The organism is Moritella yayanosii (assembly GCF_900465055.1).
In the GTDB taxonomy this organism is placed as follows: domain Bacteria; phylum Pseudomonadota; class Gammaproteobacteria; order Enterobacterales; family Moritellaceae; genus Moritella; species Moritella yayanosii.
The window spans coordinates 888541-911069 of sequence record NZ_LS483250.1; the positions used below are offsets into that span (position 1 = coordinate 888541).

The 22529-nt window shown below is 38.9% G+C and carries 19 protein-coding genes; 12 read left to right on the forward strand and 7 right to left on the reverse strand.

Annotated elements, in window-relative coordinates:
• The first annotated feature begins 37 nt into the window (after positions 1 to 37).
• From hisD to cydC, 12 genes are all read left to right on the forward strand, one after another.
• A complete protein-coding gene (gene hisD, locus MORIYA_RS03965) occupies positions 38 to 1333 on the forward strand; it encodes a histidinol dehydrogenase (protein WP_112712890.1) in 1296 nt (431 codons plus the stop codon).
• Entirely contained in the window at positions 1330 to 2397 is a 1068-nt protein-coding gene (gene hisC / locus MORIYA_RS03970) for a histidinol-phosphate transaminase (RefSeq protein WP_112712891.1), read from the forward strand. Before hisD ends, hisC begins: the two co-directional genes overlap by 4 nt.
• A 44-nt stretch (positions 2398 to 2441) precedes the next feature.
• The gene (gene hisB / locus MORIYA_RS03975) at positions 2442 to 3515 is read left to right on the forward strand and encodes a bifunctional histidinol-phosphatase/imidazoleglycerol-phosphate dehydratase HisB (RefSeq protein WP_112712892.1); all 1074 of its coding nucleotides are present in this window, start codon (positions 2442 to 2444) and stop codon (positions 3513 to 3515) included.
• On the forward strand, positions 3515 to 4135 hold the full coding sequence (hisH, locus tag MORIYA_RS03980; RefSeq protein WP_112712893.1) for an imidazole glycerol phosphate synthase subunit HisH: 621 nt from the start codon (positions 3515 to 3517) through the stop codon (positions 4133 to 4135). Before hisB ends, hisH begins: the two co-directional genes overlap by 1 nt.
• Before the next feature lies 1 nt (position 4136).
• Positions 4137 to 4910, forward strand: a complete 774-nt coding sequence (gene hisF / locus MORIYA_RS03985) for an imidazole glycerol phosphate synthase subunit HisF (protein WP_112712894.1) — start codon at positions 4137 to 4139, stop codon at positions 4908 to 4910.
• Positions 4907 to 5521: a bifunctional phosphoribosyl-AMP cyclohydrolase/phosphoribosyl-ATP diphosphatase HisIE gene (gene hisIE, locus MORIYA_RS03990; protein WP_112712895.1), complete on the forward strand. Its 615-nt coding sequence runs from the start codon at positions 4907 to 4909 to the stop codon at positions 5519 to 5521. Before hisF ends, hisIE begins: the two co-directional genes overlap by 4 nt.
• A 656-nt stretch (positions 5522 to 6177) precedes the next feature.
• On the forward strand, positions 6178 to 6741 hold the full coding sequence (locus MORIYA_RS04000; protein ID WP_112712896.1) for a GbsR/MarR family transcriptional regulator: 564 nt from the start codon (positions 6178 to 6180) through the stop codon (positions 6739 to 6741).
• Positions 6742 to 6761: 20 nt separating this feature from the next.
• A complete protein-coding gene (locus MORIYA_RS04005; RefSeq protein WP_112712897.1) occupies positions 6762 to 8351 on the forward strand; it encodes a cytochrome ubiquinol oxidase subunit I in 1590 nt (529 codons plus the stop codon).
• Positions 8352 to 8362: 11 nt separating this feature from the next.
• A complete protein-coding gene (gene cydB, locus MORIYA_RS04010) occupies positions 8363 to 9505 on the forward strand; it encodes a cytochrome d ubiquinol oxidase subunit II (RefSeq protein ID WP_112712898.1) in 1143 nt (380 codons plus the stop codon).
• A gap of 10 nt (positions 9506 to 9515) precedes the next feature.
• The gene (gene cydX / locus MORIYA_RS04015) at positions 9516 to 9659 is read left to right on the forward strand and encodes a cytochrome bd-I oxidase subunit CydX (protein WP_112712899.1); all 144 of its coding nucleotides are present in this window, start codon (positions 9516 to 9518) and stop codon (positions 9657 to 9659) included.
• A gap of 123 nt (positions 9660 to 9782) precedes the next feature.
• Positions 9783 to 11534 (forward strand): thiol reductant ABC exporter subunit CydD, encoded by a 1752-nt coding sequence (gene cydD / locus MORIYA_RS04020; RefSeq protein WP_112712900.1) that lies wholly within the window; start codon positions 9783 to 9785, stop codon positions 11532 to 11534.
• Positions 11531 to 13294, forward strand: coding sequence for a thiol reductant ABC exporter subunit CydC (gene cydC, locus MORIYA_RS04025; RefSeq protein WP_112712901.1), 1764 nt, complete (start codon positions 11531 to 11533; stop codon positions 13292 to 13294). The genes cydD and cydC overlap by 4 nt, the downstream gene beginning before the upstream one ends.
• A 65-nt stretch (positions 13295 to 13359) precedes the next feature.
• On the opposite strand, the gene MORIYA_RS04030 is transcribed toward cydC, so the two are convergent.
• From MORIYA_RS04030 to MORIYA_RS04060, 7 genes are all read right to left on the reverse strand, one after another.
• Positions 13360 to 13839 carry a DUF1499 domain-containing protein gene (locus MORIYA_RS04030; protein WP_112712902.1) on the reverse strand — a complete coding sequence of 160 codons (480 nt, stop codon included), beginning with the start codon at positions 13837 to 13839 and terminating at the stop codon, positions 13360 to 13362.
• A gap of 102 nt (positions 13840 to 13941) precedes the next feature.
• A complete protein-coding gene (locus MORIYA_RS04035) occupies positions 13942 to 16242 on the reverse strand; it encodes a GumC family protein (protein ID WP_112712903.1) in 2301 nt (766 codons plus the stop codon).
• Complete coding sequence (locus tag MORIYA_RS04040) at positions 16242 to 16760, reverse strand: polysaccharide biosynthesis/export family protein (RefSeq protein ID WP_112712904.1); 519 nt, start codon at positions 16758 to 16760, stop codon at positions 16242 to 16244. Before MORIYA_RS04040 ends, MORIYA_RS04035 begins: the two co-directional genes overlap by 1 nt.
• Before the next feature lie 9 nt (positions 16761 to 16769).
• Positions 16770 to 17960, reverse strand: coding sequence for an outer membrane beta-barrel protein (locus tag MORIYA_RS04045; RefSeq protein WP_112712905.1), 1191 nt, complete (start codon positions 17958 to 17960; stop codon positions 16770 to 16772).
• A gap of 59 nt (positions 17961 to 18019) precedes the next feature.
• Positions 18020 to 19414, reverse strand: coding sequence for an undecaprenyl-phosphate glucose phosphotransferase (locus MORIYA_RS04050; protein WP_112712906.1), 1395 nt, complete (start codon positions 19412 to 19414; stop codon positions 18020 to 18022).
• Between the two features lie 270 nt (positions 19415 to 19684).
• Positions 19685 to 21124, reverse strand: coding sequence for a lipopolysaccharide biosynthesis protein (locus MORIYA_RS04055; protein WP_112712907.1), 1440 nt, complete (start codon positions 21122 to 21124; stop codon positions 19685 to 19687).
• 37 nt (positions 21125 to 21161) lie between these two features.
• Positions 21162 to 22418, reverse strand: a complete 1257-nt coding sequence (locus tag MORIYA_RS04060) for an O-antigen ligase family protein (RefSeq protein ID WP_112712908.1) — start codon at positions 22416 to 22418, stop codon at positions 21162 to 21164.
• Between the last annotated feature and the right edge of the window lie 111 nt (positions 22419 to 22529).

The window sequence follows — 22529 nt, forward strand, 5'->3', positions numbered from 1 at the left end:
GCAAACATGCACAAGCAATGTTAAGGGAGGATCAAGCATGAAAACAGTAGTATGGGATCAACTTAGTCAGGCAGAACAATCCGCATTATTAATGCGCCCTGCCATATCAAACTCAGCAAAAATAGGTGACATCGTTACCGATATTATTGCTCAAGTGAGAAATGAAGGTGATAACGCTTTAAAAGCACTCACCGCAAAGTTTGATAAAGTTGAAATAGATTGTTTACGTGTGACGGCGGCTGAAATTGAAGCCGCAAGCCAACGCGTAGACAATGAAACCAAACAAGCGATCAAACAAGCACGACAACACATTCATCTTTTTCATGAAGCGCAAGTACAAGATACGATTCGTGTAGAAACAATGCCTGGTGTGGTGTGTGAAATGCACACGGTTGCGCTTGATTCTGTTGGTTTATATATCCCTGGCGGCACCGCCCCACTACCATCAACTGTACTCATGCTTGCGACACCGGCTAACATTGCAAATTGTGAACGTATTGTATTAACAACACCACCTCCGGTCGCCGATGTAATTTTGTTTGCCGCTCAATTATGTGGTGTAACCGAAATTTATACGCTGGGTGGCGCACAAGCAATCGCAGCCCTCGCTTATGGCTCTGAATCGGTCAACAAAGTAGATAAAATATTCGGCCCTGGTAATGCCTTTGTAACAGAAGCTAAACGCCAAGTAAGTATGGATATTAAAGGTGCTGCGATTGATATTCCCGCTGGTCCATCCGAAGTATTGGTGATTGCCGATGCTGACGCTGACGCTGGTTTTATTGCCGCCGACTTACTTTCGCAAGCTGAACACGGTCCCGATTCGCAATCAATACTGGTTGTATCATCGGCCAAACTAGCGGCAGAAGTTTCTCAACAAGTTGAACTACAATTAGCGTGTTTATCACGACAGGACATAGCGGTACAGTCCATTGCATCAAGTTTAATCATTGTGACCAATGATATCGACACATCGATTGCAATTAGTAACCTCTATGCTCCAGAGCATTTAATTGTTCAAACTGACAATGCACGTGGTTTGTTACCGAAACTAAAACATGCAGGTTCAATTTTCTTAGGGGCTTGGTCTCCAGAATCTGTCGGTGATTATGCAAGTGGCACTAACCATGTATTACCAACCTATGGTTACACTAAAACCTATTCAAGTTTAGGGCTTGCAGATTTTACCAAACGCTTCACTGTTCAGGAGTTAACCCAAGATGGTCTCAAGAGCTTGGCGAAGACGGTCACTTGTCTGGCTGATGCAGAAGGACTCGACGCACACAAACGTGCCGTCACAATCAGAATCGAACGTTTGGGGGCAATGCAATGAGCCACAAGTTAACAACACTCGCAAGGAAGAACATACAAGAACTAACGCCATATCAATCAGCGCGTAGAATCGGTGGTACAGGTGACATTTGGTTAAATGCCAATGAAGCTCCTGATTCAGGCCACTATTCATTAGACTGCAGTCGCTTAAACCGCTATCCAGAGTTTCAACCTGCATCTGTGATCAATGGGTATGCCGATTATGCAGGTGTAAAACCAGCACAAGTTATCACCACTCGTGGTGCTGATGAAGCGATTGAACTGCTGATACGGACTTTCTGTGAGCCGGGTAAAGATAGTATTCTCATTAACCCACCGACTTACGGTATGTATGAAATCAGTGCTGAAACCTGTGGTGTTAGTATCATAAAGCAAGATCTAGATGTGAACTTCGACCCAGATTATGATGCGATCAAAGCGCAGTTAGACACAGTGAATATTGTATTTTTATGTGCGCCAAATAATCCAACCGGTAATCTACTCAATACTGATAAATTAACGGATTTATTGATCGCAGCGAAAGATAAAGCCCTTATCGTATGTGATGAAGCTTATATCGAATTTTGCCCCGAAGCATCACAAGTACACCTATTACAAGATTTTGATAACCTGGTCATTTTAAGAACGCTATCAAAAGCATTTGCGTTAGCATCATTGCGTTGTGGTTTTGCATTAGCCAGTGAAACGGTTATTGGTTTACTGTCAAAAGTAATTGCACCTTATCCTGTTCCAGAGCCGGTCGCACAAATAGCCAGTCAAGCGTTAACAGAATCTGGTATCACAGTGATGCAAACGCGGGTACAACAACTTAATGGTATGCGCAGGGCATTTATCGACGAGTTAAATCAATTACAGGGCATCAACAAAGTATTCCCTGCAACGGGTAATTATGTATTAATTCAATTTGACGCTGGCCAAAAAGTGTTTAGCTTATTAGGCGAACAAGGTATTGTATTAAGAGATTTTAATTCCAAAGTAAGATTAGAAAACTGTATTCGAATCACCTTAGGCAGCGCGGCTGAAATGAACACTACATTAGTCGCTTTAAAGTCCGTACTCTCTTAAATAAAGAGTCTTAAAAAATAAAAATAAACGAGCAGGAGCCCGATGTGAGCAAGGAAAAATTCTTATTTATTGATCGTGATGGCACATTAATTGTTGAGCCAATTAGCGATAAGCAAGTCGACAGTTTAGAAAAGCTAAAGTTTGAACCATTCGTGATCCCAGCGTTACTCAAATTACAACATGCGGGTTACACACTGGTCATTGTTTCTAATCAAGATGGGCTTGGGACTGATAGCTACCCACAAAGTGATTTTGATATCCCCCAAAATGCCATGATTGCGTTGTTCGCTTCGCAAGGTGTTAAATTCGAGTCCGTATTACTCTGCCCGCACTTTACCGAAGACAACTGCAACTGCCGTAAACCGCATTTAGGTATGGTAAAAGAATACTTGCAGTCTGGTCGAATCGATTTTGCTAACTCGTATGTGATTGGTGATCGTATCACTGATATCCAACTTGCCGAAAACATGGGTATTGAAGGGATCTTCTATCATAGCGATAACTTAAATTGGCCGATGATTGAGCAGCAAATACTGAATAAAGGTAACCGTGTTGCGAGTGTAACCCGCACCACGAAAGAAACCAATATCCAAGTTGATGTCGACCTCGACAGCCAAGGTGATAACATTATCGATACCGGTATGGGATTCTTTGATCATATGTTAGATCAAATTGCTACACATGGCGGTTTTCAGCTAAAACTTAGCGTCACTGGCGATCTACACATTGATGATCACCATACCGTTGAAGATACAGCACTGGCGCTAGGTAATGCGATCAAGCAAGCATTAGGCGACAAACGTGGTATTGGCCGTTTCGGGTTTGTTTTGCCGATGGACGAATGTGAAGCATCTTGTTCTCTGGATCTATCTGGCCGCGCTTACTTGAAATTTAATGCAAACTTCCCCCGCGATCATATTGGTGAATTTGCAACCGAGATGGTGCCACACTTTTTCCACTCCTTAAGTGATGGCATGGCGGCGACGCTGCACCTTAAGGTTGAAGGTAAAAATACCCACCACCTTGTTGAGAGTTTATTTAAGGTATTTGGCCGGACACTGCGCCAATGCATTAAAGTCGAAGGCGATGTGCTACCAAGCTCAAAAGGAGTGCTTTAATGGATCAAAAAAATTGTAATGATAAATTAAAGAGCAAGGTTGTTATTATTGATACCGGTTGTGCCAACCTGTCATCGGTAAGATTTGCTATTGAACGCCTTGGTTATACGGTAACAATAAGTCGCGAAGCCGACGTATTACGTAACGCCGATAAATTATTCTTACCCGGTGTTGGTACTGCGCAAGAAGCAATGAAAAACTTAGCTGAGCGTGAACTGATTGAATTAATCAAAAGTCTCACTCAACCAGTGTTGGGAATTTGTCTAGGTATGCAGTTACTGGCTGAATTCTCGGCTGAAGATGATGTGGCAACGCTTGGTTTAATTAGTGGCAGTATTGAACATATGCCAAGTGAAGGTGTTCGACTACCTCATATGGGCTGGAACCAGATCGATCCACAGCAAGATCATCCATTATTCAAGGATATTCCGAGTGGCAGTTATTTCTATTTTGTACACAGTTATGCGCTGGCTGTTGGCAGCCACACGATTGCAACCTGTACCCACGGCGTACCGTTTACTGCGGCTGTGAATCGAGATAATTTCTACGGTGTACAATTCCACCCAGAGCGTTCAAGTAAAGCGGGTGCACAATTAATCAAGAATTTCCTGGAGATGTAATATGTTAGCAAAACGCATAATACCGTGTTTAGATGTTAAAGATGGTAAGGTCGTCAAAGGGGTTAAATTCCGTAATCATGAATTAATTGGTGACATCGTTCCACTTGCTAAGCGTTACGCTGAAGAAGGCGCTGATGAATTAGTATTTTATGATATTACCGCCAGTGCTGATGATCGTGTCGTTGATAAAAGCTGGGTAAGCCGCGTTGCAGAAGTAATTGATATTCCTTTCTGTGTTGCTGGTGGTATTAAAAGTGAAGAAGACGCAGCGCGTATTCTAGAGTTTGGCGCAGACAAAATATCAATCAACTCCCCAGCGCTGGCAGATCCAAGTTTAATTAACCGTCTTGCGGCTAAGTTTGGCGTGCAATGTATTGTGATTGGTATCGACAGTTATTTTGATGAAGATACCCAAGAATATAAGGTTTATCAGTTCACCGGTGATGAAACTCGCACCCAAGTGACCAAGTGGACTACCTTTGAATGGATCAAAGAAGTTCAAAAACGTGGCGCGGGTGAAATCGTACTTAATGTGATGAACCAAGACGGTGTTCGTGGCGGTTATGACACAGTGCAATTATCTAAAGCCCGTAAAATCTGTAAAATACCATTGATCGCATCTGGCGGTGCCGGTGAAATGGCTCATTTTAACAGTGTATTCAAAGATGCAGACGTTGATGGGGCATTAGCCGCAAGTGTATTTCATAAGCGAATCATCAATATTAGTGAACTAAAAGACTATCTACGAGATCAAGATGTGGAGATCAGAACATGATAACAAACGAACAAATTAGCCAACTTGATTGGAAAAAAGTAGATGGTTTAATGCCAGCCATCATTCAAGACTCGTTATCAGGTGAAGTATTGATGTTGGGCTATATGAATGAAGAGGCTTTAACGACAACACGCGAATTAGGTAAAGTGACATTTTTTAGCCGTACTAAACAACGTCTATGGACAAAAGGTGAATCTTCAGAGAACTACCTGTTAGTGCAAGAGATCACCAAAGATTGTGATAACGACACATTACTTATCACCGCTAAACCTTGTGGTCCAACATGCCACCTCGGCACCGAAAGTTGTTTCGTAACAGAAAACAAACCCGCCCTTACTTTTATCGCACAACTAGATAAAATATTAGAACAACGTAAAACAGCGGACCCAGAAAAAAGCTACACAGCAAGTTTATTTGCACAAGGCACTAAACGCTGTGCACAAAAAGTCGGTGAAGAAGGGGTTGAAGTTGCATTGGCTGCTGTTGCAAAAGACCGAGATGAATTAGTGAATGAAAGTGCTGATTTACTGTATCACCTACTCGTGCTATTGCAAAAAGAAGAAGTGCCACTAACAGAAGTGGTCCAATGTTTAGAAAACCGCCATAAATAGAGGTAAACCGACACTAAGTAGGTATTAAACAGCTACTTATTAAATATAAATCAGTTGAAACTCAGGTTTTTCCGAACTCTGAGTTTTTACTGTATATTTAATAAGTGGTTTTAAGGTTTCCATAAAAAGCGAACCAGACAAGGTTATTTTCAATTGCCGCGAGATCTTTCTCAATATTACCCGTCACCTTGATCACATCACCGATGCTTACTCTTTTATTTTTATAATCTAAACAGTACAAAATAATCGGCACATTTTCTTTTTATACGCATGTGGGATCGGTTCGCAATACCAACCGGTTAAATCAAGAATTTTATCCACTATGCACTATTTATAAACAGACAATTGATACACATAAAATCAGGTTAATATCTGATCACCTATATAGATATTAACCTTATGTAAATTAACTTAATTTAAAATGCTTTATGGTTTAATTAAGTTAATCTAAATCACAATCGCCTAAGAATGGCTACAGGGTGTCATTAAATCCTGTTTATAACAAGTCTTTACTAAATCAATCCCTCGTTATAGCGTTTTGATATAAATCAACAAAACTTTACACTTCCAAAGCTATTTACACTGTATTTGACCTTGATCAATTACAGCTAGTGATTTAAACTTTCAGAAATTTCTGAAAGTTCGTTAGGCAGAATATGAATATATCCACACAAAACCAATCTTTTGTTTATCACTTCGGTGAAATGGGCAGCCGCTGGGGCTTTAACCGTACTGTTGGCCAAATGTATGCGCTTCTTGTCATTTCTGAAGAACCACTCAGCGCCAATGACCTTGCCAGTGGATTAAGTATCTCTCGCGGCAATGTCAGCATGGGCATTAAAGAACTGCAATCATGGCAGTTGATCCAAGTTAGCCACATTCCAGGTGATCGTAAAGAATACTACAGTGCCATTGGCAGCATTTGGGATATGGCGAATACGGTATTTAAAGAACGCCGTAAACGTGAAATTGATCCAACGCTATCTTTGTTACGTGCTTCATTGTTAGAAACACCAACAGATGCAAGTGACGAGTATGCTCAAGGTAAAATGCAAGAAATTCATGATCTACTCGAAATGATCACTGAATGGGCTGCAGAATTACAACGTCTTAATCCAGAGCAACTCAGTAGATTAATGAAGTTGGGCGCGGGTGTTTCCAAAATGTTATCTGTTAAAGATCAATTATTCCCAAATAAAAAAAATTCTGATTCAAATTAATCTAGTGGAGTGTCCTTAAAATGATTAATGAAACCTTAGTAGAGTTATCCCGCTGGCAGTTCGCCATCACCGCTCTATTCCATTTCCTTTTTGTACCATTAACAATCGGTATGACTTGGATCCTGTTTATCATGGAAGCAGTATACGTGATGACGGGCCGTGTTATTTACCGTGATATGACTAAGTTCTGGGGTAAGCTTTTTGCAATTAACTTTGCCATTGGTATCGCAACAGGCTTAACAATGGAATTTGAGTTCGGTACTAACTGGTCTTACTATTCACATTATGTGGGGGATGTATTTGGTGCCCCACTCGCCATTGAAGGTCTGGTGGCATTCTTCCTCGAATCTACTTTCGTTGGTATGTTCTTGTTAGGTTGGGAAAGACTAAGTAAAAGACAACATCTGGCTGCCACCTTTTTAATGGCAATCGGCGCCAACCTGTCAGCGATGTGGATCTTAGTTGCAAACGGTTGGATGCAAAATCCAGTCGGCAGTGAATTCAACTACCAAACAATGCGCATGGAAATGGTTAGCTTTAGTGAACTGGTGTTCAATCCCGTTGCCCAGGTTAAATTTATTCATACTGTTTCTGCTGGTTATGTGGCAGGCGCTATGTTTGTCATGAGTATCAGTAGCTATTACTTATTAAAAGGCCGTGATATAGCGTTTGCTAAACGTTCATTTTCTATTGCTGCCGGATTCGGTATTGCTTCGATCTGTTCTGTTTTAGTACTGGGTGATGAATCTGGTTATGAAGTTGGTGAGGTTCAACGCGTTAAACTGGCCGCGATTGAAGCCGAATATCATACCGAACCAGCACCTGCCGCATTTACCCTCTTTGGTTTTCCAAATGATGAAACCATGGAAACGGATTACGCGATCAAGATCCCATATGCGTTAGGTATTATTGCCACCCGTTCACTTGACGGCGAAGTAACTGGCTTACGTGATCTTAAAAAAGAACATGAACCACGTATTCGTAACGGTATGATCGCTTATGAATATTTACAAAAACTCCGTAATGGTGAAGAAACGCCTGAAAACATTGCACGTTTCAATGAAACTAAGCAAGATTTAGGTTATGGGTTATTACTCAAGCGTTATACCGATAATGTTGTCGATGCGACTGAAGAACAAATTCAAATGGCGGTTGACGATTCAATTCCAACAGTAGCGCCTATATTCTGGGCATTCCGGATAATGGTCGGCAGTGGCGTTATTATGTTTGTCTTATTCGTCTTGGCCTTCTACTACAACGCGCGCCGTGTTATTGAACAAAAACGCTGGTTATTAAAAGCCATCTTATTTGCCTTACCATTGCCTTGGGTTGCGATAGAGACAGGCTGGTTTGTTGCTGAGTTTGGTCGCCAACCTTGGGCTATCAGTGAGATTTTACCGACCTTCATGGCGACTTCAAGCCTAGATGCAAGCTCGGTACTCTTTACTTTGATTGCCTTTGTCCTTGTTTATGCCATTTTGTTCGCGATTGAAATGTGGCTAATGATTAAATTTGTCAAGATCGGGCCAAGTTCACTACACACTGGGCGTTACCATTTTGAGCAAGAAGCGCAACAAGCATCACCACAATTACGTCAAGACAAATACTAAGGGCTTAGATTATGTTTGATTATGAAAGCTTAAAACTTATCTGGTGGTTAATCATCGGGATATTACTTATCGGATTTGCAGTCACGGATGGGATGGATATGGGCGTGGGTGGCTTACTGCCATTCGTTGCAAAAGATGATACTGAACGCCGTGTTGTGATTAATACGATTGCCGCGCACTGGGACGGTAACCAAGTATGGTTTATCACCGTAGGTGCGTCTTTATTCGCGGCTTGGCCAATGGTATATGCGACGGCATTTAGTGGTTTCTACTTTGCCATGATGCTGACACTTTTCTGTCTATTTTTACGTCCATTAGGATTTGACTATCGCAGTAAAATTGATTCACCAACATGGCGTTACAACTGGGATAAAGCATTATTCGTTGGCAGTATGGTTCCGTCATTAGTGTTCGGTGTTGCGTTTGGTAATTTACTGCAAGGTGTTCCATTTAGCTTTGATGAATTTATGCGTGTTACATATACAGGTTCATTCTTGGCTTTATTCAATCCGTTTGCACTTATTAGTGGTGTAGTGAGTGTATCTATGATGCTTATGCACGGTGCAACTTGGTTATCAATGCGTACAGATGAACATGTGGCAGCGCGTTCAGCAAAAGCAGCGCAGATATTTTCAGCCGTACTGGTTGTTAGCTTTAGCCTTGCAGGCCTAATGATTGCCACTTCAATTGATGGCTTTATCATTCAAAACACCATTGACCCACTTGCCCTTGCACAACCAACAACCACAAAAGTGGTAGTAACTGCAACGGGTGCTTGGTTAAATAACTTTAATGCACACCCTATACTTTGGTTATTACCAACCACTGGTATTGTGATGGCGGTTATCGCTGGCTTACTTGCACGCTTCAAGCCAGGTGGTTTAGCGTTTACTGCAAGTGCATTATCAATTGCGGGCGTGATTCTAACCATGGGTTTCTCTATGTTCCCATTTATTATGCCTTCAAGCAGTATGCCTAATCACAGCTTAACGTTATGGGATGCAGTATCAAGTGAAAAAACATTAAACATCATGCTTATTGTCGTTGTGGTCTTCTTACCAATCATCCTCTGTTATACCGCTTGGTGTTATAAGAAAATGTGGCGAACGGTAACTCGTGAAGAAATTGAAGATAACAACTATACATCTTATTAAGGAGTAAACCATGTGGTATTTCAGTTGGATCCTAGGTGTTTTACTGGCTGTTTCGCTCGGTATCATCAATGTAATGTGGTACGAAATGGAACAGCATACGGATAACGTAGCAAAAGATCAGGATAATGAAAATAATGAAAATAATGAAAAGTAACTTAGCATAATTAAACTTATGAAAAGTTAGGATTAAGCTTTGCGCCCAAGGATGGGCGTCTGTTTCTAAACCTCCAATTTCAGGGTCTATTGTTTCAATATTCCTCCAATTTCAGGCTACCCAATGACAGAATCAGTTAAAACCGATTACACGCAAAAAGAACGTTTAACTTGGCTAAAGAGCCAACGTACTCATGCCCAAGGCCGCTTAAGTAAAGCAATTGCATTAGGCGCATTTAATGGCATTTTGATGATTGTTCAAATGGCTATTTTAGCTGGCATCATCAACGAAATTATATTCTCAAACAAAACTCTTGCAGAAATAACCCCGTTATTATTTGGCTTAGTTGCCATCATTATTACGCGTACTGTATTCGGCTATATCAGTGAGCGCTACAGTCGTCATGCAGCCATGCTAATAAAAGTGTCAATTAGACAACAATTGTTGCAGCACTTATTCGCAATGGGTCCCGCAAAAACACAAACTATCGGCAGCGCCAAAATAGCCCAACTGCTACATCAAGGTGTTGATTCACTCGAAGATTACTTCTCAGGTTACTTACCTGTGGTCGCTTACTGTTCGGTGATCCCAAGCGCGGTGTTATTTGCCGTATTCCCTATGGATTGGCTTTCTGGTTTAGTGTTAATGCTAACGGCGCCTATGGTGCCGATGTTTATGATCATTATTGGCCATAAAGCGCATGATCTAAACCAAAAACATTGGACCAAACTACTGCGCATGAGCAGCCATTTCCTTGATATTATTCAAGGGCTGACTCAGCTTAAAATATTCAACGCATCGCGCCAAGAAATGGCTGCAGTAAAAACCATTAGTGAAGACTATGGTAACCAAACCATGGGGATCTTAAAGATCGCCTTTCTTTCTTCATTCATGTTAGAGTTTTTGGCCTCTATTGCCATTGCACTTGTTGCGGTGATCTTAGGTTTTAGACTTTATTATGGTGATGTTGATTATTTATTAGCGCTGTGGGTGTTGTTACTTGCCCCGGAATTCTATCTACCATTTAGACAACTAGGTACTCAGTATCACGCTAAGATGGCTGGTGTTACCGCTGCCCAAGATATGATACAAATTCTCACGACACCGATTAAAGAAAACCAAACTGAAACACAGTTTAAAGCACCTTTCGATATCACCTTAACCGATGTTAACTTCACCTATTCAGGTCGTAAAAACACACTTAAAAATATTAACTTAACGCTATCTAATCACGGTCTATATGCTGTTATTGGTGAAAGTGGCGCGGGTAAGTCAACGCTAATTGATACCATCTTAGGTTTTAATACCCCTGATAGTGGCTCAATGACGATCAACGGTACTAAACACACAGCTGCAGAGCGTGATACTTGGTTAAATCATTGTGGTTGGATCGCACAACAAGGCCACATTTTCTACGGCAGTCTTGGGTTCAATATCGCGTTAACAGAAGACTATGACGACGCTAAGATCCAACAAGTATTAACCAGTGTCGGCCTTGCGGATTTTGTAGCGCAATTAAAAGATGGGTTAAATACCCATGTTGGTGAAGGTGGTGTGGGTATTTCTGGTGGTCAATCTCAACGATTAGCATTAGCACGCGCATTTTACCACCAGCCGGATGTGCTTATTCTTGATGAGCCCAGTAGCCATTTAGATAAAGATACCGAGCAAATTGTCAGTGATAGTATCGCTGAATATGCCAAACAGCATTTGGTTATTGTTATTGCCCATCGTCTACATACCGTAGTTGACGCGAAACAGATCATTGTATTAGAACAAGGTCAAATAATCGAACAAGGTACCCACACAGAATTACTTGCGCTCAATGGCAGCTATGCAAATACTGTTAACATCGATATGGAGATGAACGTATGAATCCATTAGTTAGATTGATGAAACTCCTTAAACCACAGCTCCCTTTAATGTTACTCGGTACCTTGTTATCGATTATCACCATAATGGCTAATATTGGCTTGCTCGCAGTTTCCGGTTGGTTCATTACCATCATGGCCATTGCGGGACTGTCTGGTGTAACAGCTAACTATTTCACGCCTGCCGCAATTATCCGTTTTTTAGCAATCGTACGTACAGCAGGCCGATATGCTGAACGTTTGTTAACACACCGGGCGACATTTAATACCTTGGCTGCATTACGTTACTATTTTTATACCCGCTTAGAGCCGTTATTGCCCTACTACCGTGTTAACTTTAAGTCAGCCGATATTCTTGCTCGTTTGCAACAAGACATCGATGAACTGGATAATTTTTACTTACGAGTGTTGCTCCCTACATTCGTTGCTATTTGTAGTATTCCATTGGTTGGCTGGGGGGTGAGTTTTATTTCATCCGAGCTCGCGTTGGTTATTGTCGGTGCATTAACCCTCGTCGGTTTTGTGTTACCAATATTCATTTTATTATTAAGTAAAAAGCGCGCACAACAACAAGCGAAACTCTCAAGTGAGCTAAAAGTTGAATTAGTCGACGGCATGGCAGCAATGCGTGAATTATTGGTTTATCAAATTTCACATCAATATCAACAGTCGATCAATCGTGTGTCAGAAAGTTATCACCGCGCTGAATTACATTTACACCGTCTGCAAGCATTAGCCACGGCTTTAACATTTTTAGCCATTAACGCTACCGTGTTTGCAAGCTTATATCTACTCGTACCTCTGGTACAAATAGGCGATTTAAAGCCGGAGTTTGTTGCTAGTGGTGCACTGCTCATTTTAGTTTGTTTCGAAACAGTCATTAATATGCCCCTCGCCTGCCAAATATTACCTAAAGTGCATGCCAGTGCCGCTCGTTTGTTCGAAATTATTGATAAGCCTATTCCCGACCTTGGTGGTGATACTTTAGTAACAACAGGTCCAATTAAGTTTAATAATCTAAGTTTCACTTATCCTGATGGTTATGCCTATGTATTAAAAGATATTGATCTTATCATTCAACAAGGTGATAAAATTGCGATTATCGGTGCCAGTGGTGCGGGTAAATCAACCTTAGCTAATCTATTAATGGGATTCTGGCCTATTCCGCCATCGAACAATACGTCACAGTCCGATATAGTCGATAAATTAACACCAGGTATCACCATTAATGACGTTGATTTAAATGAATTGAATACAGAATCATTACGTGAACACATTGCATTGATGAGCCAAAACAGCCACCTTTTCCATGCCACGATTGGTGACAACCTGCGTTTAGCCAACCCGAAAGTAACAGAATCACAAATGCGTGATGTATGTCAGGTTGTGGGGTTAATCGATTTTATTGATGAGTTAGAGAATGGATTTAAGACGTGGTTAGGAGAGACAGGTTCTGGTTTATCTGGTGGTCAAAAACAACGATTATGTTTAGCGCAAGTGTTATTGCGAAATGCAAAGGTGCTCGTTCTCGATGAACCTACCAAAGGACTTGATCGCCACAGTGAAAGAACAATCATTACCAACCTATTTCAGCAACTGGAACAATCACAGCAAAGTTTACTGTTGATCACCCACAAGCCATTAATGTTACAAAAGATGGATAAGATCATCGTCATGGACGAAGGGACTATTGTTGCCCAAGGGGATCATAAAACCTTAATGGAAACCAATGATTATTACCGAAAACTGCTCAACTATTTTTAGACTTTGGTAACGCAGAATATCAACCGGTAATACACACAAATGTATTGCCCGTTCGAGTGAAGCAATTATCTAATTGCTTCACTCACTAAGCCCTTCTCACTTAGGTATAAATATAACGCATCCACACGATCTTTATTCACGCCAAAATCAGATTGCCCATATCGAGATGCAGACCGAACGGCAATAATACCGTGTTGTTCACGCAGATGAAGTTCAAAATCATCAACAAAACGCATGAGTGTACTTGTACTTTCAACATATAAATAATCGTTACGTTCTCTCACTATTTCCATATTGCTTTGCGAGTTTAGGTATAGCTTTATTTCAGTCCATACCTGTTCAGAGCTCGCTTCTAATTTGAATGCTGGTACATAGTGACTTTCGTCTAAGCTGTCACTTGATACACAATTAGGTGTTTCAGGACAAGGTGCTAACGTTGCATTAACAATACCTAAATTATGGGGACGCGCACCAGTACATGCCGTAAGCACAAGGCTACAAGTGAGTATGAATGTAGAACGGGTATATATACGAGACGTAAACATTTGAATCCTTAAAGCGATTAACCACTGACATAATTTAACCAAAAATTTCAATAAACAGCAAGTAGTTATCTCGCCATAAATATTTGCTGTTATAGCGCACTATTACTTGGCTGGTTTTTCGGCGTAATCATCATCACTGTAATAACCATAATAATAATCAGACCCAGACACACCATCAGTATTAACGTGGTTCATCACAATACCGACAAGATTTGCATCCACTGTAGCAAGACGGCGAACACCATTTTGAACTAACCGCACCCGTGTTGCTTCACTCTTAATGACATAAATAATTGCGTCTGTATGCAGTGATATTATCAATGCATCACTCACCGCCTGAATAGGCGGTGTATCAATAACAATTCGATCATATGACTGCCTTAAACTGCCCAGCAACTGTTTAAACCGTTTCGAGGATAGCAATTCTTGCGCATTTTTTGGTGTAGGCCCACAGGCCATAATATGTGCACCGGATACTTTATCCACGGTAATGCAGTCTGTTATATTCGCTTCACCAGTGAGCAATTGTGCTAGTCCAGGTTTGTCTTTTGGTATATTAAAATTATTTGCTATACTCGGTTTGCGCATATCTGCATCAATAAGGATTGTTTTTTCAATCTGAGCCAACGAGAAAGCCATATTTGTAGCCGTTGTGGACTTACCTTCGTTCGGTTGCGAGGAGATGATCCCAATAACCTGATTAATCCGTTGACCTTGTGCTAATAAAAAACCAGTTCGTAATGTGCGTATAGATTCAGAAAATTTACGGCCTTTTTCATCAAAGAAATAATGCAGATCTAAATCTTGGTTGCGTTTTCTACCTATCTTAGGCAGTACACCTAATACTGGAAGACCAAGTTTGGTCTCTATATCGCCGACCGAGTTAAAATTATCAGTGAAATATTCTTTAACCAATAAATAACTAATGTGTAAAATAATCGTCAATACAAAAGCAATGATTACAAGTATCTTGGTACTTAACGTAATAGGTTTATTTGGCGTATGCGCTCTGTCGGTAAAACGTGCGACGGCGGCATTAAAGTCACTGGTTAATGCCGTTTCTTTAGAACGTTCTAAGAATGTATTAAACAGTTTACGGTTACTTTCTACGTCACGAACTAATTTCTGGTATTCATTATCCTTGCCAATGACATCCTGAAATTCACGTTTAATCTTCTTATATTCCCTTTTTAAGGCAGTAACATTACTTTGTTTCATTTTAAGATCTCTACCTAATCCGGTCACCAATTTAGAGATCTGAATGGTCAGATGTTTATTGACCGTATCAAGCTCAGATTTAGCCGCGATAAGATCAGGATGTTTACGCCCATAGATTTGGGATAATTCAGATACTTTTAATTTAGCTTTCATCTTTAAATTTTTAATATTTTGAATCACTGGGTGCGAAGTTATCTCTGGTATTGATTCTAATTTATCCATGTTCTTTATACCGTATTCACTTACTGCACGGACAATACTCCGTAATTGATTCACTTCATTTTTGGCTTCAATTAATTGATGAGAGGTTTGCTCTAGTTCATTACCCACTAAACCCGTTAAGCCTCTGCCTCCACGATCTTGTAAATCAATGATATTTTGTTCTTTACGATATACTTGTAATCGTGATTCAGACACATCAAGGCTCTCGCGTAAATCTTCAAGTCTTTTTCTTAGCCAATGAGCTGCATTTTTATTGATTAACGATTTCACCTCAAGATCTTGCGCTATATAAGCCTCTCCAACGGCATTCGCGATCAAGGCAGCCAAAGCGGGATCTTCACTGTCAAACGAAAGTTTAACAAGCTGTGTTTTTCTAATCGGTGTTACAATTAAACTTTTTGAAAACTGTCTTAAACGTGCTCTCTTCTCTTTTTGGCTTTCTAATTCTTCGCGACTAATATCACTACCAAGTTTAAATACGCCATTAATATAACCAGCACCGATATTTTCGGTAAATTCACTATCGACTTTGTTGTCAATAACAAAGAAATTGATTGATGGTAAAACCTCTAGTAGGTGACCGACCAACATACCTTTCCAACTTTCACTTTTTTGAAATGATGGCTGCAGTTGGAGATTTAAGCGATCGAATACAGTTTCGGCGATGGAATAAGACTTAAGAATTTCAAACTGGGTCAAGTAATACTCTTTCCTATTGGAATTGAGTCCTTGAACTGAATCAAATGCAACCGCTTGCACTTGATCTGCTTCGATCAACAAAGTTGCAGAAGCACGGTATACCGGTGACTTAGTTGATAGGTATAATGCTGTGAATATTGAGACACAGACAGCTAGAATAAATATCCGCCATTTATATCGTTGGATCACATGCCAATGCGGCGAAGGTAACACAATGTCATTATTGACAGACGATTTATTGAGACTCTGTTCAAGTTTATCCATTAGAAAAACCTTTGCTTAATCAAAATGGTATCACCAGCATTAACTTTATAGGTTAAGCTTGCGTTAATTTGCTTGCTTTTATTGCTTTCCTTAAATAAATATATCTTATCTTTAGATGCTCTCTCGGTTAATCCGCCCGCTAAAGCAATCGCCTGGTTTACTGTCAACCCTGGCTGATAGGGGTAACCACCAGGCTTCTGAACTTCACCATGAATATAAAAAGGTCGATATTCAACAACGTGGACATAGACATTAGGGTTAACTAAATAATCGCCTTTTAAACCGTTGTAAATAAGTTTCTCTACTTGTTTAACCGTTAAGCCGGTAACCTTTATTTCACCAAAAAAGGGATAATTAATTTGACCACTATTACTTAATAATGTGTCCACCGTGAGATCTTTTTGACCAAAGACTTTAATCTCGATTTTATCACCAGGTCCTAAAATATAGAAATTATTTGCTATAACCGAAAATTGTATTAAAACAAACAACATACCAATAATGATTTTTTTAATCATGCTTGCCACCTAAAGCGTAAACGTTAAACTTACACCAACAACATTTTTATCATATTCAAACACGGTGTTCGTCGATTGGTTTTTATCCCATTCACCAAAGACTGTAATTGCAAAATTCTGAGTTAAATCATAATTAAATTTTAGTGAATACCCATAGGTATCATCAACTCGTGATATGCCACTGTAGTCATCTTTATATTTATAGATACCGACAGAAGTATAATAATATGTCGCCCAGTAATGTCTCCAATCAGCCTGGTATTTTGTTTCTAGGACATAATCCCCCTCAACATCTGGATCTTTAGTTGCTTGAGATGTCGAAAATGTCAGCTGAGAATAAGTAAGTGGTCGCCACACCCCACCAATATTCCAGCTAAAACCGGTAAAATCATCACGACGGCCGTCAACAAATTCTTTTGCTTGAACACCTATTTTCATAAAACCATGTAAGATTGAAGAGGCTTCCCACTGCATGCCAAAAAGTGCCGTGTATACTTCCGAATCCCGATTGAATTCATCCGGTGCGTTGTATTCATAGCCAATTTTTTCAACATTAACTTCTATCACTGTATCTGTGTGTGCCCTAGTCGAATAATAAAAAGTAGAACCGAAAAAAAGCGAATCATAATTACTCCTTCTCGTTATTGCATAAAAGTTACGGTATTCTTTTTCATAATATTGAAGGTCAAAAACAAGTCGACCTTTTGTTTGTTGAGCACCATACTCATAGGCTGCCGCAAGCGTGTTTATCCCATACAGAATTGGTTCAGCTGTAATTTCGAAATCTTTTTCAGTTTTTCCGGTCCCACGTGATTCAGTTAACCACTCACCTTTTACACTAAAGTCAATACGATGGGTATCATTTGGCTCTATATGAGCATTCATGCCCAGTTCAACATCGGTATAATTATCACGGCCACTTGTTTCGTAAATACCTTTTTCTGCTGTCATATCAAAGCTATAATAATTAATACCATCGTCCATTTTGAAATTAACTGACGGCATAACAGCCATAATTACACTACTGATACCACTTCCTTGCTCGTTATAAATATTGTCATCATAGACAACACCGATTTCTAAAGATGGTTTAACAAATAAACCACCGTCAGTGATATGTGTATCAGGTATGTAAGCAAATACACCATCACTCAATAAAGCTAAACTAAACCAGTACAATTTGACGTTAAAGACTCTCATTCAGACCGCTCCATTTGTACACTAATTCCTGCTGCATCATGATTTACCGCTACAAGTTACTAATAAGTGTTCGACTTTTTTAAACAGGTCAGTATCGTTAACATTAGAATTTTCAAGTCAAACCAAATTGACCACTGCAAAATATAATAAAGATCAAATTCAACACGTTTTTGCATTTTATCTAATGTATCCGTTTCTCCTCGCCAGCCACTGACTTGGGCCCAACCGGTGATCCCGGGTTTTACGTGATGACGTAACATATAAAATTGAATAAGTTTACGATACTCTTCGTTATGCGATACGGCATGAGGCCGTGGACCTACAACTGACATGTCACCCATCAATACATTAAAAAACTGAGGCAGCTCGTCGAGAGAGTTACGACGAAGAAAGGCACCAAAGGCGGTGACACGTTTATCATCTCTTGTAGCCTGCTTAACTTTTTCGTCAGATTCCATTACCGTCATACTTCTAAACTTGAGAACAGAAATTATTTCGCCTCGTAACCCATACCGACTTTGTTTAAATAATATCGGGCCTGGAGATGTCAGCTTTAACGTTATCGCGATGAGAATGTACACAGGAGAGAGCAGTATTATCGCAATTAGACTTACGGCGATATCTTCAAATCGTTTAAGCAATATTTTGGAGCCTAAATAAGGAGATTCAAAAATACTCAGTGCGTCAATTTGGCCTATATGAGTCAGACGACCATGCATAACGTCTGATAACATAAACGCAGGAACGACATATACATCGACGGTGGTATCAGATAATAAATTGATAATTTCGGCGATGCGCTTTTCCGCTGAAATTGGTAATGTAATAAACAGGATATCTATTTCGCCATTTTTTGCGTCATTAATACATGTTGATATATCACTAATTACCGTTAACCCTTTAGGTAAACGGTCTGTTTCTCTATCATCAAAAAAGCCAACAAAATCAAAACCTAATTCGTCACAATGACTGATTTCATGATATAAATTAGCCCCTGTTGACGTCGCGCCTAATATCGCCATTTTGCGAAGATTTATGCCGAGTTTACTGCGTACAACAGACCATTGGTGTTTTAATATTCGCCACGTAAAACAACTCAAAAATGACCCGAAAAACCAAGTATTTAAAACATAACTAGGTAAGTGAAATGAGTTTTCAAGCCATACTCCTATTCCAAAAAGTATAATAAATGAAGATATAAACACAGCAATAACCGTCATTAGCACTGTTATAAACCGGCCAACACGCCAACATTGATATAAATCAAGCGCTTCCGCTATATATAAAAAGACGACCAATGCGGTTAACGCAACAATAATATAGTCTTGTGTCATTTCAAGGCTATTACTATTAATTACAAATACTAAAGAAAATGTAATACAACTTAAATCTAAAAAACGATAAATAAAATAATAATTATCAGAACTTACCTTAAATGTATTAACAGGTTTCAAAACACGATTCCTTAATAAATTTAAAGTAGACTCATTTTTAAACAAAATGAACTACTGAGCTACAAAAACTTTCCGCCCATCCATTGAATATGTCATTGATAATCCGTTAATTGTTCTCTATTACTACAACATAATTAGGTTATATAAATACACATAGAATATTCCATTAACTATAGCAGTGATTTTTTTTATGGCCGTAACCTAGCGCGTTTGATAAAGACGCTAATTTTTATAAATGAATATAACACTACAGAGTAAAAAGCGGCGTTACTACACTTGAAGTTTAATTTTTCGGTTTAACAAAAACGCTAACCCCCCAACAACTACAATCGGGAGAACTACATTCGCTATATTATAAAGGCTATTCAAAAAACTAAACGAATCATGTGGGTCGCTATTGGTTGATTCAAACAAAAGATTAACTAAACTAATCAATACTAATAAAGACAATAGAACAAAATACTTCAACCTTTTAATTTTGAACACATAATAATGTAAAACATAAAAACATTGGAAATAATTAATGATAAAAGCCACAACTAGACTCATACACAACACTGTCATTTCACCCGTATAAACGCCGAGAATGATAGCGGATACGTTTACAATTGATGAGAATATACCGCAATAAAACATTTCTTTTGTCGCGCCCATCGCTTGATACACGCCCCCTGTAGAACTTAAAACCATTTGCACCGGAATAGACAGCGCCAATATTTTTAACAACTCACTTACAGCTAACCACTGCGAACCGAATAATATGAAAATGATATCATCGGCATACCAAAATATGATATTTGCTGTCAGTATTCCCAATACTGCAAGTTTATAAATTAATTGATAATAAGCAGAAAAAATGATATTTGGCTGGTGTTTATAACGTGTCAATACAGGTTGTAATGCGGGGTTTATTGCAAAAGTAAACAATTGCAGTGGATAACGCATAATTTGGTAGGTCTTTTCATAAAAGCCTACGGTCGAGATCCCAAAATATTTAGCCACCAATAACGTGTCTAAATTCCGAGAGAAAAAATTAAGTACATTAAAACCGAGTTGAAATTTAGCCATCGCTAATAACGGCAGAATACTGGCTATCTGAGTGCCAAATTTTGCTTGGCCTATTTCTGTCTGAACGGAGTAATGGTAATAAAATACAAATCGGCCTACCGGTGTGACCAACAGTTTAATCGCTAACGCCACGACGCCAAAACCGAGAAAATAAAGCAGAATACAGACCATTAATGCCATTATTTCAGCCAACATCTCAGCTTTACCAATAATAATAAATTTGGTGTCTTTTTGTAATGAAGCCAAAGGCAACATTGCTAGCGCTGAAAAAAATACATTCAACGCTAATACATATGTTAACAAGTTAACGTTAGTTAATTGAAGCCAGTTCGCCAATACCGGCATAAGATAAATGAATAATAACGTCAGTGATATACCAATAATAAGCGTGGCAGTAAATATACCATCACGCTGATTAACTGAGATAGTTTCTTGGTGAATAATTGCCGGAGCAAGGCCTGATGTGGCTAATAATTGAAAAAACAGAATTAACACTTGTAATGCCGCTAAGGTACCAAAATCTTCTGGTGTGAATAAACGAGATAAAATAGATAAAGAGGTGATTTGAAGCAGATAAAGCGAATATTTTCCAATGAGACTGTGACGGATCCCTTTATTCAACTCTTGATTGATTTTACTCATTAGTATAGTACCTGTTTCGAAGCAGATAATTAATTAATCAGGTGCCGTTGATTAATTCACATTCATTGTTAACTTCATGTCTAACTTGATAAATTCCTGATGAAATTATTATTACGACCATTAAAAACCATGCTATGTTCACATCTCTAAATATACTTGACTCTGTTATATTGTGGAGGATAGGGATAATAAGTGCAGCATGTAAATATTTATTCTCAGACTTTAACATTGATACAATTAAAAATATAAATATAAACAACGAACCAACAACGCCAAATTGTAATAATAATTGTAGATAACCATTATGTGCTGATGATACATACTGCAAAAAACTATATTTATCATCGAATACGAACGGTATTACACCCACACCAAAATAACTACCATAACCATAACCCAGTGTTATTGCGTCAAAAAATCCAAGATCATAATACAGTGCATCCCATATAACCCCTCGGCCAGTAAGAAAATCATCATCCACGTATAATGCAATATGCTGGTAATCATTAATATGATAACTAATCCCCGGAATTAAAATGAACACACTAAAAAAAATTACAGCTAACGAGGAGGTTATTAGTTTTATTTTAAACAAGCTAAGTTGTGTCATCAAAATATAGATGACACAAAGTACGATACTTGTTTTACTTTGTGTTAATAAAAGTAACATAAAAAGTAACACAAGCATTCCATTTAAAAATTTACTGTTTATATTAAATGATTTAGTCCACATGTGACTTATAACGATCAGAACAACTAAGTTGACACCCATCGTGTTTTTAGATTTTGAATAGCCAGCCAGTTGGAGACTTTCATTTAATCCTATGCCTTGTAAAACGGCTAACAGCACCATGAGAATACATATAATCACTGCAAGCTTAAGATTTAACTCAATACTTTTATGGTAATAAGAAAAACACAGTCCTACCGATAGTGATATACAAAATAAAACTTGAAATATTGCACGTTTCATTGAAATAAATGGATAATTTGACCAACTAGCACTCATCAAAGCAACAGCACAAATGACCATTAAGAAAAATGTTTTATATATTATTACTGGTTTTAATTTATTTATTTCGGTGTTTATTAAAAATCTAAACGAAAAAAACATGAATACAAAAATCCAAAAGACTTGTTTAAATGTATTACTCTGAGCTAGGCTATTAGTAAGCACATCCAATTCATGGTCCACAGCGCTCATTTTATTTGAAAAGTCAGGTGCGAAAACACCTAGACAAAACAACAGCATGAGTAATAATCCATATTTTTCAAGCCACATAAAAACATTCATAAAAAATCCAACTAGGAAGTTATAATACCGTGAATATGTAGGTACTATTTTATTTTAGATAATCGCATAACAATTAATTCAGCATAAATATGATATTAGACGCTAGGTAAG

Excerpts from the sequence above, each read along its gene's own strand:
- hisIE (WP_112712895.1), top strand. The coding sequence starts at position 4,907 with ATGATAACAAACGAACAAATTAGCCAACTTGATTGGAAAAAAGTAGAT.
- hisC (WP_112712891.1), top strand. The coding sequence starts at position 1,330 with ATGAGCCACAAGTTAACAACACTCGCAAGGAAGAACATACAAGAACTA.
- MORIYA_RS04030 (WP_112712902.1), bottom strand. The coding sequence starts at position 13,839 with ATGTTTACGTCTCGTATATATACCCGTTCTACATTCATACTCACTTGT.
- MORIYA_RS04005 (WP_112712897.1), top strand. The coding sequence starts at position 6,762 with ATGATTAATGAAACCTTAGTAGAGTTATCCCGCTGGCAGTTCGCCATC.
- MORIYA_RS04060 (WP_112712908.1), bottom strand. The coding sequence starts at position 22,418 with ATGAATGTTTTTATGTGGCTTGAAAAATATGGATTATTACTCATGCTG.
- MORIYA_RS04035 (WP_112712903.1), bottom strand. The coding sequence starts at position 16,242 with ATGGATAAACTTGAACAGAGTCTCAATAAATCGTCTGTCAATAATGAC.
- hisF (WP_112712894.1), top strand. The coding sequence starts at position 4,137 with ATGTTAGCAAAACGCATAATACCGTGTTTAGATGTTAAAGATGGTAAG.
- hisD (WP_112712890.1), top strand. The coding sequence starts at position 38 with ATGAAAACAGTAGTATGGGATCAACTTAGTCAGGCAGAACAATCCGCA.
- MORIYA_RS04040 (WP_112712904.1), bottom strand. The coding sequence starts at position 16,760 with ATGATTAAAAAAATCATTATTGGTATGTTGTTTGTTTTAATACAATTT.
- MORIYA_RS04000 (WP_112712896.1), top strand. The coding sequence starts at position 6,178 with ATGAATATATCCACACAAAACCAATCTTTTGTTTATCACTTCGGTGAA.
- hisH (WP_112712893.1), top strand. The coding sequence starts at position 3,515 with ATGGATCAAAAAAATTGTAATGATAAATTAAAGAGCAAGGTTGTTATT.
- MORIYA_RS04045 (WP_112712905.1), bottom strand. The coding sequence starts at position 17,960 with ATGAGAGTCTTTAACGTCAAATTGTACTGGTTTAGTTTAGCTTTATTG.
- cydD (WP_112712900.1), top strand. The coding sequence starts at position 9,783 with ATGACAGAATCAGTTAAAACCGATTACACGCAAAAAGAACGTTTAACT.
- cydX (WP_112712899.1), top strand. The coding sequence starts at position 9,516 with ATGTGGTATTTCAGTTGGATCCTAGGTGTTTTACTGGCTGTTTCGCTC.
- cydB (WP_112712898.1), top strand. The coding sequence starts at position 8,363 with ATGTTTGATTATGAAAGCTTAAAACTTATCTGGTGGTTAATCATCGGG.
- cydC (WP_112712901.1), top strand. The coding sequence starts at position 11,531 with ATGAATCCATTAGTTAGATTGATGAAACTCCTTAAACCACAGCTCCCT.
- MORIYA_RS04055 (WP_112712907.1), bottom strand. The coding sequence starts at position 21,124 with ATGAGTAAAATCAATCAAGAGTTGAATAAAGGGATCCGTCACAGTCTC.